The organism is Enterobacter sp. 237C8 (assembly GCF_034106865.1).
Classification (GTDB): Bacteria; Pseudomonadota; Gammaproteobacteria; order Enterobacterales; family Enterobacteriaceae; genus Enterobacter; species Enterobacter asburiae_B.
In genome coordinates this window covers 1,315,000-1,330,322 of the sequence record NZ_JAWNDF010000001.1, presented here as the reverse complement: position 1 = coordinate 1,330,322, position 15,323 = coordinate 1,315,000, and the positions used below count along the sequence as shown (strand labels likewise).

Genomic DNA, 15,323 nt, shown 5'->3' with positions numbered 1-15,323 from the left:
CCTTTTTGTCAGGTGTGTGGGTTTATTTTAGATAAGAGCGCAGCAAATGACCGACTTCCGCCATGCGTACGGCTCGCTGATCCGGCGTGGTTTCTCCCGTCACCAGCTCATCTTTGAGGTGAATTTCAACCATTTCGCCCATCAGGCCATTGGCAGCCCCGCGCACGGCGGCGATTTGCTGCAGGATGGCCAGACAGGGGTCGCCCGACTCCAGCGCGCGTTCAAGGGCATCAACCTGACCCCGAATGCGGCGGACGCGAGTAAGAATACGTTTTTTATCTTCGGGTGAATGCGGCATACGCCCTCCTGATACTATAGGGGGGTATGGTACCTATTTTATCCTTAAGATGTAAACACTCTGTTTTTTATGGTTAATGCGCATTTCGTTAACGTTACGTATTACTCCGGCAGCGCTATCCCTGAAATCTCGGTACAAATATCAATGAGACGCTCCTGCAATACAACGTCGTGCGCCTGCGGATTAGCCGTCATGCGCTTCATGTGGTAGAAATATTTCCCCGTTACGTCAGCCTCAGAATCACGGCTGGCGGCAAGCCAGGCCTGGGTCAGGTGCGCCTGGTCCATATCGTCCGGGGCATGCGGCCCTCCCATATTTGTCGGCACCCAGCCAGGCTCGAGGCTGTTACTACGCACATCACGCCAGCGACGCGCCATAGCAAAAGCCAGCATAGCGTCGTGCAATTTGCTCTCCGCATAGGCGTCTGAGCCATTCCAGCGACGTTTGCGCCAGAGAATATCACCCAGGTTTGCCCGGGCATGATGATGCATACCCGAACTCAGATAGACGAGGCGCTGTGGACGTTCAATCAACGCGGTGAGGATGTAAGCCGAGAGCGTGTTGATCGCGAAAACATGCGGCAGCCCGTCGCGGGTCAGGCGATACGCTTCATTGTAGCCAACGGCAGCATTTTGGATGACGGCATCGAAGCGTCCCAGGGCGTTGACACGTGATGCCGTTTGCCTGGCACCTTCCATTGTCTCCAGGTCACCGACAACGACGGCTTCAGCCTGCGGTAAGGCGCGTTGGGCATCTTCTGCACGGTTCGCATTACGCGCGTGCAACACAACCTGATGTCCTTGTTGAACCAGCAGTTCGGCTGCCATCAGACCCAGGCCTGTGGACGAACCGGAGATGAAAATGCGTGACATATAATTTCTCCAGATTAGTAAACCGACAGCAAGCGCTGCCGGCTCGAATGTTTATTCAGGATTGCTGCATGCGAGACGCGCTCGCAATCAGCGCCCCCAGCAGCGCACAGACCGCACCAGACAGATACACAGCGGCATAACTAAACTGACCGGCGATCAGGCCAGCGACTGGCCCGGCGATTCCATAAGCGACATCCAGAAATGCAACGAATGCGCCCATTGCGCTGCCGCGGTTGGCTTGTGGAACACGTCTTAAGGCTTCGACGCCCAGTGCGGGGAAAACCAGCGCACAGCCCAGTCCGGTAACCAGAGCACCTGCAAGTGCCATCCATTCGTTTGAACCCAACCACAGCATTGCCTGGCCTAGCGCTTCAACCACCAGTGACCAAACTGCAACGCGATAGCCGCCTATTTGGTCTGGCAGATGCCCCAGGGCGAGGCGAACGAAAATAAAACCCAGACCAAACGCAGTCATCACCAGGCCGGCGTTCTGCCAGTGATGTGCCGCAAAGTACAGCGAGGCAAAAGCGGTTAGTCCTGACAACCCAACGCCCTGCAGCATTAATCCCAGCCCTTCGCGCCAGATGCGCCCTACTACGCGATGGAATGGCAGTCGCGGACCTCCAGGCGATATATATGATGGGGTACAAAATACAACCAGAGCGGCCAACATCGGTGCAGCAATACAGGCAATCATCGCCATTGCGAGGCTGTAATGCTGATATAACGCCATGCCAACAGGAGCACCAATCGACAGCGCCGCGAACATCGCGATGCCGGTCCAGGACATGGACATACCGGCGCGCTGAGGGCCAACTGAAGCAATTGCCCAGGAGACACATCCCGTCACGAACTGACTTTCGCCAAAACCGGCCATCAGACGACCTGCGATAACAATGCAAAGGGTTGCAGCAGGCGATAAATCCGTTACCGAAGCCACCAAATACAGCGCCCCTGCTATCGCTGAAAGGATTGCTCCCTGGAGAGCAGAACGTTTACCGCCCTGCTGGTCTGTAAGCCGTCCGGCATAGCCGCGGGTCAGGACGGTGGCCAGAAACTGGATGCCGATCGCCAGTCCCACCACGAGGTTGCTGAAGCCGAGATGGCCATGGATGAACAATGGAATCACCGGCAGCGGCAGTCCGACTGCCAGATAGCCAAAGAAAAGTGCGGCAATAACGCCCGTTGCCGGGCGGGGAAGCAGGACGCGCGGGGTGTTATCCTCCGCGAACCGCTTTATGGCGAGGGCTCCCATGTCATTATCCTTTATGAAATATGATTAAGAGGGTTGAACGGCCCGGTGTATCAGGCCGCTCTGTCATCAGGATGCTTTAAAAAGATCGATGTGATAGCCGCTGGCGTTGAGCAGGTAATCACGAGAAACGGTTATCTCTGTACTGAGCGCCGCCAGATCAATATCCACCAACTTGCCCGCACGTTTACGAAGCTGGCCGGCCACCATCACGGTATCCACATCAGACCGCTCTATCGCCTGCACGACGGTACCAATGACGTTGGTTACCGGGAAAACAGCGGCTCCGCTGGTGCGAACCATAATAATGTCGGCCTGCTTGCCTGGCGTAAGGGTGCCAATCTGGTCCTCCAAACCGGCCGCACGCGCGCCATTAACCGTTGCCGCTTTCAGGACATCCTCGGCCGTGATGGGAGACGGCACATTGTCCTCACCACGGAAGCGACGGTAGCGCATAGCCGATCGCTGTTGCCCGAACAGAGCATGCATTTCCCCGAACATATCGCTGCCAAAGGCAGTATCAAGGTCAATGCCCAGTGCCGGGGTCAAGCCGCGATCGACAGCCTGCTGGTAGGCAAAACTTTCATCGTCGAAGCCAAATAGCGCATCCGACCGTGGATTGACCGTGATGTTCACTCCTGAATCGGCCAGGAGCTTCCACGTATCCTGAGGAACCCTTGAACAGTGGTTGAAGATGTTATGTGTGCCCAGTACGCCCGGCGTGGCAAACTCAGGGCCGAGATTGGCGAGATCGCCGATGAATTCGGTCAGAATGCGCATGTCGAGTTTGCGCGCGACCTTCCACCAGTCAAGATTGAGCTGACCAAACAGACCAACGTGCACCAGGCTGTCATTTGTATTCCAGCTTCGCGACAGTCGCTCCAAATCGGCAGGCAAATGCGCCGACGAAGCTTCTTTATCCATTGCTGCACCGACCATATGTAACGCACGGATGCCGCTTTCCTTTAGAGCATCTAATGCTGCATCAGTATGCTCGGGGCTGCGCGAGTTGTGGCAGGCATCAATGATGGTAGTAATACCAGCGTCCAGTGAGGCAAGTGCCGTGAGCCTGGTACTCAGGTACATGTCCAGAGGACGATAATGTTTGCCCAGTTTCTCTGCGACCACATCAATGTAAGCAAAAAGATCGTCGACATTTGGCATCATGCGGCGCATCACGCCAAGCCACATATGGTGGTGAGCATCCACCAGGCCGGGCATAACAATATGGTCAGCTGCATCGATCACCTGGGCATCATCCGCCTGCAGTTCCGGACCCACTGCTGCGATACGGTCGCCATGGACGAGAACATCGCCCACGGAGAGGTTGGGAATATCGGCATCCAGAGTAAGGATGATGCCGCCTTTAAAAAGAGTGCGCGTCGTTGTCATTTCGTATTCCTCAGGGTTAAGTGATGCCGTTCGTTGCGAGGTTTGCCCAGCCGGAGACAGGTAAAATAGCGCCCGGCAACGAATTGGCTGACACAATAGGTTGCGCACCATTTTTGATAAAGGTAGTTTTATGCAAATTATATTTGAATAAATTCAAAGGTGATTCTCTATGAGTTTTGACGGAAGGCTACTGTCAGGATTGAGCGTGTTGGCCGCAGTTGTCGAGGCGGGTAGTTTCAGTCGCGCTGGCGAGGTGCTGGGACTGTCCGCTTCTGGCGTAAGCCGATCGATAGATCGTCTTGAAGAGAGGCTCGGAGTGCGCTTGCTAAACCGTACGACGCGTACGATGAACCTGACGAACGAAGGCCGGGCTTTGTATGAGCGCGCCTCGCCACACCTTGAAGGTATTGAGGTTGCGGCAAGCTACGTATCCGGTGCCGCCATTGCTGTACGAGGATCATTGCGTGTCAGCGTTAATCCAATCTTCGCTCGTTATATTTTGGCCCCGAAACTGCCTCTTTTGCGCGAACGTCACCCGGAACTGGAACTTACAGTAGTGCAGCAGCCTGACGTGGGGGATCTTGTGACGGAGGGTATAGATGTTGCGGTGCGTTTCGGGCCGCAACTCCCCTCAACTATTTCTTCGAAATTGCTCTTTCAAACGCGCGTACTCACTGTGGCATCACCGGCATATCTGAAACGGCATGGTAGACCTGCGCATCCTGAAGAACTAGTCACGCATGAGTGTATTCAGTATATCGATCCTCGCCGCGGGAAACCGTTTGAGTGGGAATTCCGTCGCGATCGCGAAGTACTGGCTATTGATACTCACGGTCATTTGACGACAACCGATGTAGACCTGATGGTGCAATCCTGCGTAAGTGGTGTTGGCATTGCTCAGGTACTCTCACTCAGCGTTACGCAATTGATCGCTGACGGAGTGTTGATCGAACTTTTTTCGGAATGGCCAGGCGAAACCTATCCGCTGTATATCACGCGGCCATCTCGTCGACTGCCCCCCGCTGCTGTCGAAGCCTTTATGGAATTTTGCGCTGAAATTTGCGCAAATCATGAAGCGAACTGAAAAAAAACTATCAGCTGTTGGCCGCACTTTAGCGGCGAGCAGCTGATAGCCTCAGCGATACTCACGAACTTTGTCTGTTCACAAACATGACCCCATTCATTTATCCCTTATTCGATATTATTTACTCTGCCTCAACATGTACGCTGATATTCAGCCGTTTTGCTTCCATGGATATCATTTTTTGGGCAAGAACCATATTGCCGCCATGTACTTGATCTATTAAGTGTTGAACGAGAGTCATCATCAAATAATCCTTATTAGCCGGATAAAATTCGGTCATATCAATCCCGCAATCCTGCAGCTGCTGGTGCGTAGATCTCTCCGTTTCAGCAACTATTTCGGCTACTCTGGCCTGCATCTTGTCGATTTGCTCAAATACAATACGGTTTATGATTTCGATTTGTTCTGGCTTTAAGTCCTTTTCCATCATTACCTCTCATAAAATTTTGTAGCTTAGAAAATTTGGATTATGACAAACCTAATATAAGTATAGGAAGTGAGTCTTCATTCATCATTCAGCAGTATCATAGGTACGACGGAACGATTAATGCCGCACAACGATATACCGCCAGTCTACCCTCTCCATAATCAGCAAGATCGGTCAGGATTTTGGACGTTCGGAGAGGCAAAGTAGGTCATCAGGAGGATGCAATGTACGATGCAATCAAAACGGCTTACCGCGAGCGCTTCACGACGGTGTGCGACTATATCGCCCAACATCTCGATGAACCGCTTACGCTGGAGAAGCTCAGCGCGTTAGCCTGCTGTTCGCCTTATCATTTTCACCGGCAGTTCCTGGCGTTTAGCGGCCAGCCTTTGTATCGCTATATTCAGTGGTTGCGCCTGCGTCATGCGTCCTGGCGACTGGCGTTTAATCCTCAGGATAAGGTGATTGATATTGCGCTCGATGCCGGGTTCCAGAGCCCTGAATCGTTCAGTCGCGCCTTCAGAAACGCGTTTGGAAAAAGCCCGCGTCAGTTTCGGCAGCAGCCGGACTGGCTGAACTGGCACCAGCGCGTACCGAAAATGACCTTCCAGGAGCAAAAAACGATGGAAATTAAAATTGTTGATTTCCCACAGACCCAAGTGGCAATGCTGCAGCACCGTGGTAGCCCGGATCGGGTTAATGACAGCGCGGCGAAATTTATTGCATGGCGTAAAACCACGGGCCTATCGCCAGTACACGAAAGCAGCACGTTTGGTATTGCCTGGGATGACCCGGCAACCACACCCGCAGACGCCTTTCGTTTCGATATCTGCGGCAGTATCTCTGAAGCGATACCAGAAAATGAATTCGGGGTTTGCAGTGGCGAAATCGACGGCGGACGTTACGCTGTTGGCCGTCACACGGGGTCTCTGGATACCATTTCCGCCACGGTGTGGGCGATGTTTCGCGACTGGCTACCGGCCAGCGGCGAAACGCTGCGCGACGCCCCGGTATTTTTCCACTACCTCAACTTTATTCACGAAGTGCCGGAACATGCGCTGCAAACCGATATCTACCTGCCGTTAAAGTGACTATCTCTTATTGACCGCCATTTCTGCCGGGCGGCACAGCGCTTGCCCGGCCTACGGTTCCCTGCCAGCCTGCGCCAGCGTTTGCAGCTCATCCTTAAGCCAGCGCGTTGCGCCCCGCTGGCCGCTGCGTTTATGCGAGTAAATTTTCACTTCAAACGTGCGTATCGAAAACGGTAAAGGAAAAATCCTCAGGTCCGCTGCCGCAGCCAGCTTCTCAGCGGCAAAACGGGGGATCGCCATCAGCAGGTCGCTTTCGGCAACGATAAACGGCGCGCTCAGCATCGACGGCGTTTTGATCGCGATTTGTCGGGTATAGCCCAGCTGTTCGAGCCGCACGTCCAGAACGCCCTGCTTCTCATTCCATGGCGTCACCACCAGATGTCGGGCCGCGAGATAATCCTCCAGCGTCAGACGCGTCCGGCGCGCGTTGCCGATGACCACATACTCATCTTCAAACCAGTCGATCTCTTCCAGCTCCGGGTGCCGGATATCATCCTGAGTGCTGAAACCCAGCGCGAGATCCACTTCGCCCGCCAGCAGTTCCGTCAGCGCCGGGCTGTGCGGCAGATAGCGCAATTCGAAACGCAAACCCGGGGCAGCAAGCTGCAGTTTGTGCATCAGCGCCGGGAAAATGCACAGCGCGGTAAAGTCCGTAATCCCAATTTGTAAGCTTTCGGTACTGCTGGCCGGGTCAAACTCCGGCTGCGGGGTCAGCTCATGATTGAGGAACGACAATGCGGAAGCAATGGAAGGCGCAAGCTGAGAGGCATACACGCTGGGGGACATGCGATGCCCTTCCCGAAAAAAGAGCGGGTCATTAAGGGTGATGCGCAAACGCGACAGCGCATGGCTCAGTGCCGATGTGCTCATCGCCAGCTCATCAGCGGCCAGCCGAACGGAACGATGGCGGTAAATCGCGTCGAAAACGGGCAGCAGGTTTAAATCAAGACGCCTCAGTACCGGATGCATAATATTCATCTTTTGTTGATTTCATTGCACTTAATTCTTCGGACAATACTCCGTATGCTTAACGCCATCAATCGAAACACAGGCTAAAACACAGGGAAAATAATGAGCATCACCATTCGTCAGGCCCGCCCCGAAGATGCGGCGGCAATATACGCCATGATCTACGAGCTGGCGGTGTATGAAAAAGCGCCGGAAGAAGTGGTTACCACGCCGGAGGAGATCCGCGAAACGCTCTTTGGCGCAGGCACAAAAACCGAAGCGTTGATCGCGGAGTGTGAAGGCAAGACTGCCGGCTATGCCGTGTTCTTCACCAGCTATTCGACCTGGCTCGGACGTAACGGGATTTACATGGAAGACCTGTACGTATCCCCGGAGTATCGCGGTAAAGGCGCGGGAAGAGCGCTGCTGAAACATATCGCGCAGCTCGCGGTAAAACGGCAGTGCGGCCGCCTTGAATGGAGCGTGCTGGACTGGAACCAGCCCGCCATTGATTTTTACCTGAGCATAGGCGCGCTGCCGCAGTCCGAATGGGTTCGCTATCGTCTTGATGGCGACGCGCTGCTGAATTTTGCCGAATAGCGACACGTGGTACCCGAGATGATCCCGCCCCGCGGGGTCGCTCTGACCTGCCTTAATCCCGTCTCAACAGATGATGAATTTATGCTACCCTTCCATAAATTTCATAAACATATTGCAGAACGCCATGACGACAGCCCCTTTTATCCGCCCACAACTTTCCCTGCCAGACGGTGCCGACAAGCTGCTGTTGCACTCCTGCTGCGCCCCCTGCTCGGGTGAAGTGATGGAGGCTATCCAGGCTTCGGGGATTGACTATACGATTTTCTTCTACAACCCCAATATCCATCCACAAAAGGAATACCTCATTCGTAAGGAGGAGAATATTCGCTTTGCGGAAAAACACGGCGTGCCGTTTGTTGATGCCGATTACGATACAGATAACTGGTTTGAGCGTGCGAAAGGCATGGAATGGGAACCCGAGCGTGGCGTCCGCTGCACCATGTGCTTCGATATGCGTTTCGAGCGTACGGCGCTCTATGCGGCAGAAAATGGATTCAGCGTCATCAGCAGCTCGCTGGGGATCTCCCGCTGGAAAAACATGCAGCAGATAAATGACTGCGGCCAGCGTGCTGCCGCGCGCTATCCGGGTATGGTTTACTGGGACTATAACTGGCGTAAACAGGGCGGCTCCTCTCGCATGATTGAGATCAGCAAGCGGGAGCAGTTTTACCAGCAGGAATACTGCGGGTGCGTTTATTCGCTCAGGGACAGTAACCTGCATCGTAAGTCTCAGGGCCGCCCGCTGATTCGCATAGGGAAACTGTATTACGGTCAGGATGACAATGAGAAATAACGGGTTCCCGGTATAGAGATATATCCGAAAACAGCCCTGATATGTACCGAATTTAGCCTAACGTCTCCCACATCCACAAAGAGCGGCTATCCTTTAATAATCAACAAAAGGAGGCAAAAATGTCTGATTTCGGTACTGATAAAAACACCCAGTTTGCTGAAGATAAAGCAAAAAATAAATTTGACGAGCTTGCAGGTTCCGCGCAGCAGCAGTTTGGTGAATTCGTTGATTCACCAAAGCATCAGGTAAAAGGTGCGGCCAGAAAATATGCCGCGCAGGCCAGCGATGCCGTTTCCGACGTCACTGAAGCTGTCAGAAATAATCCCCTCACCGGCCTCGTCGCAGCGGGTGCGGTCGGTATTGTTCTCGGCCTGCTGCTCGGTCGAAAATAATAAAAGGCCCTTCGGGGCTTTATTTTTCTTAGCTAAACATTCTGACCATGCGGTCTAACTCTTCCTCTTTCACTGCGCGCGATAAATAATACCCCTGAAAATTTTTGACGCCCAGCGCGACTAATTTTTCAAACTTTTCTTCACTATCAACCCCCTCGGCAATACAGTCCGTTCCGGTCATGTCGCTATAAATCTGTATCGCTTTAATCAGGTTATAGTCATTGTCGTTTGCCACAAAATGCTCAACGATGTCGCGATCCAGCTTGAGTCCATCAAAATGCACCTGCCGCACCGGGAACATGGTTTGATGGTTAGAGAAGCAGTCATCCAGAAATAATCGACACCCCGTATTACGCAAATGCCGCATGGTTTCAGGGATCCTTTTGTCCTTCGTCACGTCAATATCTTCAGCAAATTCAAAGACCAGCTTTTCGGCCCACTGCGGCTTGAGCAGCATGTCGATAGCTTTCTTTGCCATATCAGGTAATGCATTTCCGGAAGCCAGACGAGGCGGAATATTCACAGAAAAATAGTATTTACCGTTATACTTATTAATCCCGGACACGGCGGCATGGATGACTAACGCCGTTATTTTCAACCATATCTCATGGTTTGAAATATCCGTCAGAAAACTGGCCGGCTTGACAATTTTACCGTTTTTATTCCAGCGGATCAGTATCTCAAAGCCTACGCCCTTTTTGTCACGATCGGTAATGATCTGATAAGCGGGGAAGATCTCTTTTTTATATAATGAATTAAAAATTTCTGATTCTTTATCCGTAAAATCCGTATTTTGGTTCCGCCGCTTGATACGTCTTTCCGCGCTGAAATTGTGCGAATCGTTTAGCCACCGCTTAATTAAGCGTAATTTCAGCACGCCTTCCTTACGGTGGGTATAAACCGTTTTATTAGAAAGCCCCATTTCGTCGCACATTTCTTTTACGGACATGCCGCGGTAGAAATTTAATAAAACGTCAATTTCTCTTTTTGTTAGCCACTTTACGGTTTCTTGCGAAGAATTATCCTTGTAGCGATCGCGTAATACGTACGAACGATCTTTAAAAACATGATGGTGTGTATGAATACAGGTTATGACATCTGAAACGCGGGCCAGTCGAATCAATGATAATTGATAACTATTATTTAAAAGAGTGCCCAGGGTGCGATATAGCCAGCTATCCGGCAGGTCGCCATACAGGGTGACGCGTCGAATCACGGGAAGTGCATTGAGTACGGACGCCAGTCTCTTCAGGCTCTCCAGGAGGCTGACGATACCTTTTCCGAGAAACACCACAATATGAGCACTCTGATTTATAAGGATATTTTCAAGATCCTGTTGGGATACCTCATCCCCGTCAAAGTGAATATGCGAAGCCTGTATTCCGTACTGGTTAAGGATCAGACGATATCCCTGGAACGTAAAACCGCAGGCGGAGATGACAAATTTATGTTCATCGCACGCCTCATTTCTGAGAGAAATTGTGTGGGTCATAAACTGCTCCTGGGCACTGAGGCGCCATTTCCATTTGTGAATACGTAAAATTTAACGCACCTGTTATAAACATTAATTTTACAGTACAGCCTCAGGGTAAGAAACAGTTATCCGCTGAACTCACAGGAACATCTTTGCGTTAATCACCGTCGTTTAAATATACTTTTCTTTGCAAATAACAACGGCAAATATCTTATTCTCAGGGTATAATGAAAATTCCGAAAAAGAAGAGTGGACACTTCATCTATCGGCTCATTCAAATACGAGAAAAATGCTATGGATAATCACATCTCATCCAGGGCCTTGCTACATCGAAGGGATGTTATAAAGAACAATCCGCGATTCGGTGAGGCAATATTAGAGCACTACACAATTAATGACACCATCTACAAAAAACAACCTTTGTTCTACAAGACAATGCTGCAGGAATCACGGTTTAACATTATCCTCTCCATGTGTTGTTTTATTTTTGGAAATCAGGCCGAGTCAGTTTCAGAGATTAAAGAGTTATGCTCTCGCTATAAAATAGCCAGCCCCAACAGCGTGATTGCGATCATTACGATACTGAGAACCACCGGGCGCATCAGGACCTGGCGCTGCACGGATGACCGACGCAAAACGAGAATCGCGCCAACCGAAAAAGGACTCAATGAACTTAAGCGCTATATGTCCGGCGCTTTTTTGCCCGTCAGCATTCTTTATCCGGCATTTAATATTAATGTTAACCTGCTGGATAATGATATTTTGAGAAACAACTTTTTCCGCCGCGCGGCTGAATATCTTTTCCGGGGATTAACGTTCAGAAAGGTGTTACCTGAGGTGGGGTTATTTATTGATAAAGATGGCGGCCGCATGATTATGCTTTATATCTATCTGCAGGCCATGAAAAATAAATCCGCTCACGGTGCGGTCATTGACTATTCAGCCAGCACGCTCGCAAAGGAATTTTTTGTTTCGCGCATCCACGTCAACCGAATTGTCAAATCGGCACAAGAGGCGGGTTATCTTAAAGATCGTGGTGATGGTCGGATGTCGATATACCCGGCGTTTATCGACCTTGTCGAAAATTATGCCGGTTTATATTTTGCGTATGTTACGCATTACATCAACGTTGTGCCTAAAGAGCGACGCCACGCTCACAACGTGACGTCAACCGTATAATCCAGCAGGCGTTCGGAGTTCCGAACGCCATTCCCCTATCGTTCCCGCAGCGCCTCTTTCGCCTTGTTCAGCGGTTTCAACAGATAATCCAGAATGGTTTTGCTGCCGGTTTTAATATCAACGGTGGCAATCATGCCCGGAAAGACCGGAAATTCCTGACCCTGCTTATTGGTCAGATGGTTACTGTCGGTACGGATATAGACGCGATAGTAATAGACATCCCTTTTCACCTCATCCTGCAGGGTGTCCGGCGAAATCATGGTCACTTCCCCTTCCAGCCCGCCGTAAATGGAGTAGTCATAGGCCGTAATTTTCACCAGCGCTTTCTGGCCGGGATGAATAAACGCCACATCGCGCGGCGAGATTTTCGCTTCGACCACCATCTGATCGTCAAGCGGGACAAGGCTCATCAGCTTGCCGTTCGGCGGAATAACGCCTCCCACGGTCGTGACGTCAATATCCTTCACGATCCCGCGAACCGGGGCATTGAAGGTCAGCCGGGTCAGGGAGTCCTCACGCCCTTTCATCACCGAACGCTGGGCCTCAATCTCCGCATTGGCTTTTGCCAGCTCTTCACGGGCGCGAACGTAATACTGGTTTTTCATCTCGGTGATTTTGTTCTCAAGCTCATTTTTTTGACGCTCAAGACGTAACACCTCAACCTTGCTGGCCGCCCCCTGGGTCACCAGAGGACGAGTTAACGACAGCTCGCGCTGCACCAGCTCGGCGCCCTGACGCAACCCGGCCAGCCCTTTTTCGAGGCTTTCACGACGGGACTGGTAAAGCGCCGTTTCCTGTTTGACCAGCTCAACGTCGTCATCCAGCTCCTCCGGAAACGCGAGCTCCGAGTCGTTCACCTCGGCCTTCAGGCGCGCAGCGGTTGCCAGCGCCGCATTCAGGCGAGACTCGCTCTCCAGCACGCTTGACTCGGTTTTTGTCCGGTCTAGCTGCGCGAGCTGCTGCCCGCGTTCCACGATGTCGCCTTCGCGCACCATCAGGCTGTGAATGATGCCGCCTTCCAGAGACTGGATGACCTGCTCATGCGAAGACGGTATGACCTTGCCGCTGCCGGTCGTCACTTCATCCAGATGGAACAGGCTTGCCCAGGCGATAAACACCGCCAGCAGGGGGAACAGGGACCATGCCACCAGCGACGAGCGCGGCAGGCGTGGCTCCTTCAGTCGGCTATTGAAACGAGAGAAATCATTCATGCCGCGCCCTCCTCTGCAACCGCCGCTGGCTTCATGGTCACGGTGCGCTGCGGGGCTTTCTGCGGCGCCATGCCGTGCTGGTGCAGTATCGCATCGCGCGGGCCGTCCATCACCACCTTGCCGTTTTCCAGCACGATGATGCGGTCGACCAGGTCCAGGATCGGCAGGCGATGCGTCGCCACGACCAGCGTCCGGCGTTTACCCAGCCATTTGTGAAGATGCTGAATAAACTGCTTCTCGCTCATTTCGTCCAGCCAGGCCGTAGGCTCGTCCAGCAGCAGGATAGTCGGCGAGGTAATCAGGGCTCGCGCCAGCAGCAGCGCCTGACGCTGCCCACCGGACAGGCCCGCCCCACCCTCGTTGATGATGTAGTTCAGCCCCATTTTCTGCTTGCGCACAAACTCCAGCGCGCCGCTGTTAACCAGCGCCTGATGAATCTCATCGTCGGTGGCTAACGGGTTCCCCATCAGGATGTTGTCCCGCACGGAGCCAAAGAACAGCCGGGCCTGCTGGCTGAGCAGCTGCATGTCGCGGCGCAGGTCGGCCGGGTCCAGATGATTGAGGGCGATATCGTCGAGCAGGATGCTGCCCTGCTGCGGCTCCTGCATGCCCGCCAGCAGCTGCAGCAGCGTGCTTTTACCGGAGCCGTTGCGCCCAAGCACCGCCACGCGCTCTCCGGCGCGGATCTGCAGCTTGCCGATATTGAGCACGGTGAGTTTTTCTTCCTCGTCGTAATAAAACCCGACGTCCTCAAGCGCATAGTCGCCGCGCAGGTGGGCTTTGTGCACCTTCTTGCCGTGCTGCGGATCGTCAATCGGGCGCTGCATCAGGTCGTCCAGCCCCTTGCGGGCCACTTTTGCCGACTGCCAGCGCGACAGCACGCCTGAGATCTGCGACAGCGGCGCGATGGTGCGCGACGCCAGAATCGAGGTTCCCACCAGCGCACCGGTAGTCATGTCGCCGCTGATGACCAGGTAACAGCCCACCAGCAGCACCACCGCGTAGACGATGGACTGCACCTCCTGAGTCCAGGTCAGCAGTAACCCCGTCAGCCAGCGCTGCTTCATGCCGACGCTGGCGGCAACGTCGTTGGTGTTATTCCACTGGTTCTGGAAACGCTGCTCGGCGCGCATCAGCTTGATGTCTTCAATGCCCTGCACCGCTTCCACCAGCGTGGCGTTACGGATGGCGGATTCACGCATCCCTTCGCTGGAGAGTTTCCCCAGCGGGCGCTGCACCAGCAGGCCGGGGATGAGCAGCAGCGGCACGGCGAGCAGGACCACCAGCACCAGCGGGCCGCCAATCATCCACAGAATAAAGACGAACAGCAGGAAGAACGGCAGATCGGAAATCGCCGCAATGGTGGTCGAGGTAATGAGCTCGCGCACCGACTCCAGCTCGCGGATCTGGGCGATAAAGGATCCGGTCGATTTGGAACGCGCGCCGTTTTTAATCCGCAGCGCGTGGGCAAACACGCGTTCAGAAATGCGCAGGTCGGCGCGCTTCCCCACCACGTCAGAAATATGCACGCGCAGCATGCGCATGATGAATTCGAACACGATGGCAATCATCACGCCGCCAAACAGCACCCACAGCGTGGCTTCCGACTGCGACGGTACCACCCTATCGTACACCTGCATGGAGAAGACCATGCCGGAGAGCGCCAGCACGTTGGCGACCAGCGCCACCAGCATAATGTCGCTGTAGCGTCGCCAGTCCTTCAGCGCCAGCTGCCAGAACCAGTTTTTCTCATAGGGTTTGATGTAGTCGTCCACGCGGGCATCCGGCGTGGATTCGAGCGGGCGCAACACCATCAGCCCCTTTAACCGCGCCCCGAGTTCGTCACGCGTCAGCGTCGTCTCCAGCCCCGCGTCGCCGCTAAACTGCAGGCTGACGTTGCCTTCGCTGTCCATGCGGTTAATGACCGCGATTTGTCCGCCGGTGAATTCCGCCAGCAGCGGCAGGCGCCACGGATCGAGGGATACCGCTTCAGCCGCCACCATACGCATCCCCAGCCCAAGCTGGCGCGCCATCTCCTCCAGCACCAGCTGGCGCGGAGACTGGCTTTCATGGTTAATCGTGACCCGAACATGCTCCGCCGAAAAGTCCAGCCGGTAGTGTTTCGCGATGATGAGCATGCCCTGCAGCCAGGGTTCGTACTGTGGATGTGTCTTCATAATGCTACGTCCTGTCCAGAGCGGTAATTTCGCACTGAAATGATACCTTTACGGAATGATTAAAAATCGAACGCTTTCTAAACGAGCCCGCAAAATAATCATGTGAAATATAGGGTTATGGCTATTCATGTAA

General features: G+C 53.4%; 15 protein-coding genes. 6 read left to right on the top strand and 9 right to left on the bottom strand.

Annotation, left to right across the window (positions count from 1 at the left end):
* Positions 1 to 22: 22 nt before the first annotated feature.
* The 4 genes from USF70_RS06500 to USF70_RS06485 all read right to left on the bottom strand — a co-directional run bounded on the left by USF70_RS06500 (position 23) and on the right by USF70_RS06485 (position 3,814).
* A complete protein-coding gene (locus USF70_RS06500) occupies positions 23 to 298 on the bottom strand; it encodes a metal/formaldehyde-sensitive transcriptional repressor (RefSeq protein WP_003857256.1) in 276 nt (91 codons plus the stop codon).
* A gap of 101 nt (positions 299 to 399) precedes the next feature.
* Entirely contained in the window at positions 400 to 1,170 is a 771-nt protein-coding gene (locus USF70_RS06495) for an SDR family NAD(P)-dependent oxidoreductase (protein ID WP_320735425.1), read from the bottom strand.
* Positions 1,171 to 1,225: 55 nt separating this feature from the next.
* Complete coding sequence (locus tag USF70_RS06490; protein ID WP_320735424.1) at positions 1,226 to 2,425, bottom strand: arabinose transporter; 1,200 nt, start codon at positions 2,423 to 2,425, stop codon at positions 1,226 to 1,228.
* 66 nt (positions 2,426 to 2,491) lie between these two features.
* On the bottom strand, positions 2,492 to 3,814 hold the full coding sequence (locus USF70_RS06485) for an amidohydrolase family protein (RefSeq protein ID WP_214538384.1): 1,323 nt from the start codon (positions 3,812 to 3,814) through the stop codon (positions 2,492 to 2,494).
* Positions 3,815 to 3,983: 169 nt separating this feature from the next.
* Between USF70_RS06485 and USF70_RS06480 the strand changes: the two genes are divergently transcribed.
* On the top strand, positions 3,984 to 4,898 hold the full coding sequence (locus USF70_RS06480) for a LysR family transcriptional regulator (protein WP_320735423.1): 915 nt from the start codon (positions 3,984 to 3,986) through the stop codon (positions 4,896 to 4,898).
* A 121-nt stretch (positions 4,899 to 5,019) separates the two neighbouring features.
* On the opposite strand, the gene USF70_RS06475 is transcribed toward USF70_RS06480, so the two are convergent.
* Positions 5,020 to 5,325, bottom strand: coding sequence for a nitroreductase (locus tag USF70_RS06475; RefSeq protein ID WP_320735600.1), 306 nt, complete (start codon positions 5,323 to 5,325; stop codon positions 5,020 to 5,022).
* A 224-nt stretch (positions 5,326 to 5,549) separates the two neighbouring features.
* Here USF70_RS06475 and USF70_RS06470 point away from each other — a divergent pair, with 224 nt between their 5' ends.
* Complete coding sequence (locus USF70_RS06470) at positions 5,550 to 6,416, top strand: AraC family transcriptional regulator (protein ID WP_167819246.1); 867 nt, start codon at positions 5,550 to 5,552, stop codon at positions 6,414 to 6,416.
* Between the two features lie 51 nt (positions 6,417 to 6,467).
* Here the strand turns inward: USF70_RS06470 and USF70_RS06465 are convergent, their stop codons facing one another.
* Complete coding sequence (locus USF70_RS06465) at positions 6,468 to 7,394, bottom strand: LysR family transcriptional regulator (RefSeq protein WP_320735422.1); 927 nt, start codon at positions 7,392 to 7,394, stop codon at positions 6,468 to 6,470.
* 93 nt (positions 7,395 to 7,487) lie between these two features.
* On the opposite strand from USF70_RS06465, the gene USF70_RS06460 reads away from it, so the two are divergent.
* From USF70_RS06460 to USF70_RS06450, 3 genes are all read left to right on the top strand, one after another.
* Entirely contained in the window at positions 7,488 to 7,964 is a 477-nt protein-coding gene (locus USF70_RS06460) for a GNAT family N-acetyltransferase (protein ID WP_096149883.1), read from the top strand.
* Positions 7,965 to 8,088: 124 nt separating this feature from the next.
* Positions 8,089 to 8,757 (top strand): epoxyqueuosine reductase QueH, encoded by a 669-nt coding sequence (locus tag USF70_RS06455; protein WP_023335645.1) that lies wholly within the window; start codon positions 8,089 to 8,091, stop codon positions 8,755 to 8,757.
* A 119-nt stretch (positions 8,758 to 8,876) separates the two neighbouring features.
* Positions 8,877 to 9,149 carry a DUF883 family protein gene (locus tag USF70_RS06450; RefSeq protein ID WP_048977815.1) on the top strand — a complete coding sequence of 91 codons (273 nt, stop codon included), beginning with the start codon at positions 8,877 to 8,879 and terminating at the stop codon, positions 9,147 to 9,149.
* A gap of 28 nt (positions 9,150 to 9,177) precedes the next feature.
* Here the strand turns inward: USF70_RS06450 and USF70_RS06445 are convergent, their stop codons facing one another.
* Positions 9,178 to 10,641, bottom strand: a complete 1,464-nt coding sequence (locus tag USF70_RS06445; RefSeq protein WP_320735421.1) for an EAL domain-containing protein — start codon at positions 10,639 to 10,641, stop codon at positions 9,178 to 9,180.
* 276 nt (positions 10,642 to 10,917) lie between these two features.
* Between USF70_RS06445 and USF70_RS06440 the strand changes: the two genes are divergently transcribed.
* Positions 10,918 to 11,802 carry a hypothetical protein gene (locus USF70_RS06440; protein ID WP_033145482.1) on the top strand — a complete coding sequence of 295 codons (885 nt, stop codon included), beginning with the start codon at positions 10,918 to 10,920 and terminating at the stop codon, positions 11,800 to 11,802.
* Positions 11,803 to 11,837: 35 nt separating this feature from the next.
* Here the strand turns inward: USF70_RS06440 and USF70_RS06435 are convergent, their stop codons facing one another.
* The gene (locus USF70_RS06435) at positions 11,838 to 13,013 is read right to left on the bottom strand and encodes an HlyD family type I secretion periplasmic adaptor subunit (RefSeq protein WP_320735420.1); all 1,176 of its coding nucleotides are present in this window, start codon (positions 13,011 to 13,013) and stop codon (positions 11,838 to 11,840) included.
* A complete protein-coding gene (locus USF70_RS06430) occupies positions 13,010 to 15,190 on the bottom strand; it encodes a type I secretion system permease/ATPase (RefSeq protein ID WP_320735419.1) in 2,181 nt (726 codons plus the stop codon). Before USF70_RS06430 ends, USF70_RS06435 begins: the two co-directional genes overlap by 4 nt.
* Between the last annotated feature and the right edge of the window lie 133 nt (positions 15,191 to 15,323).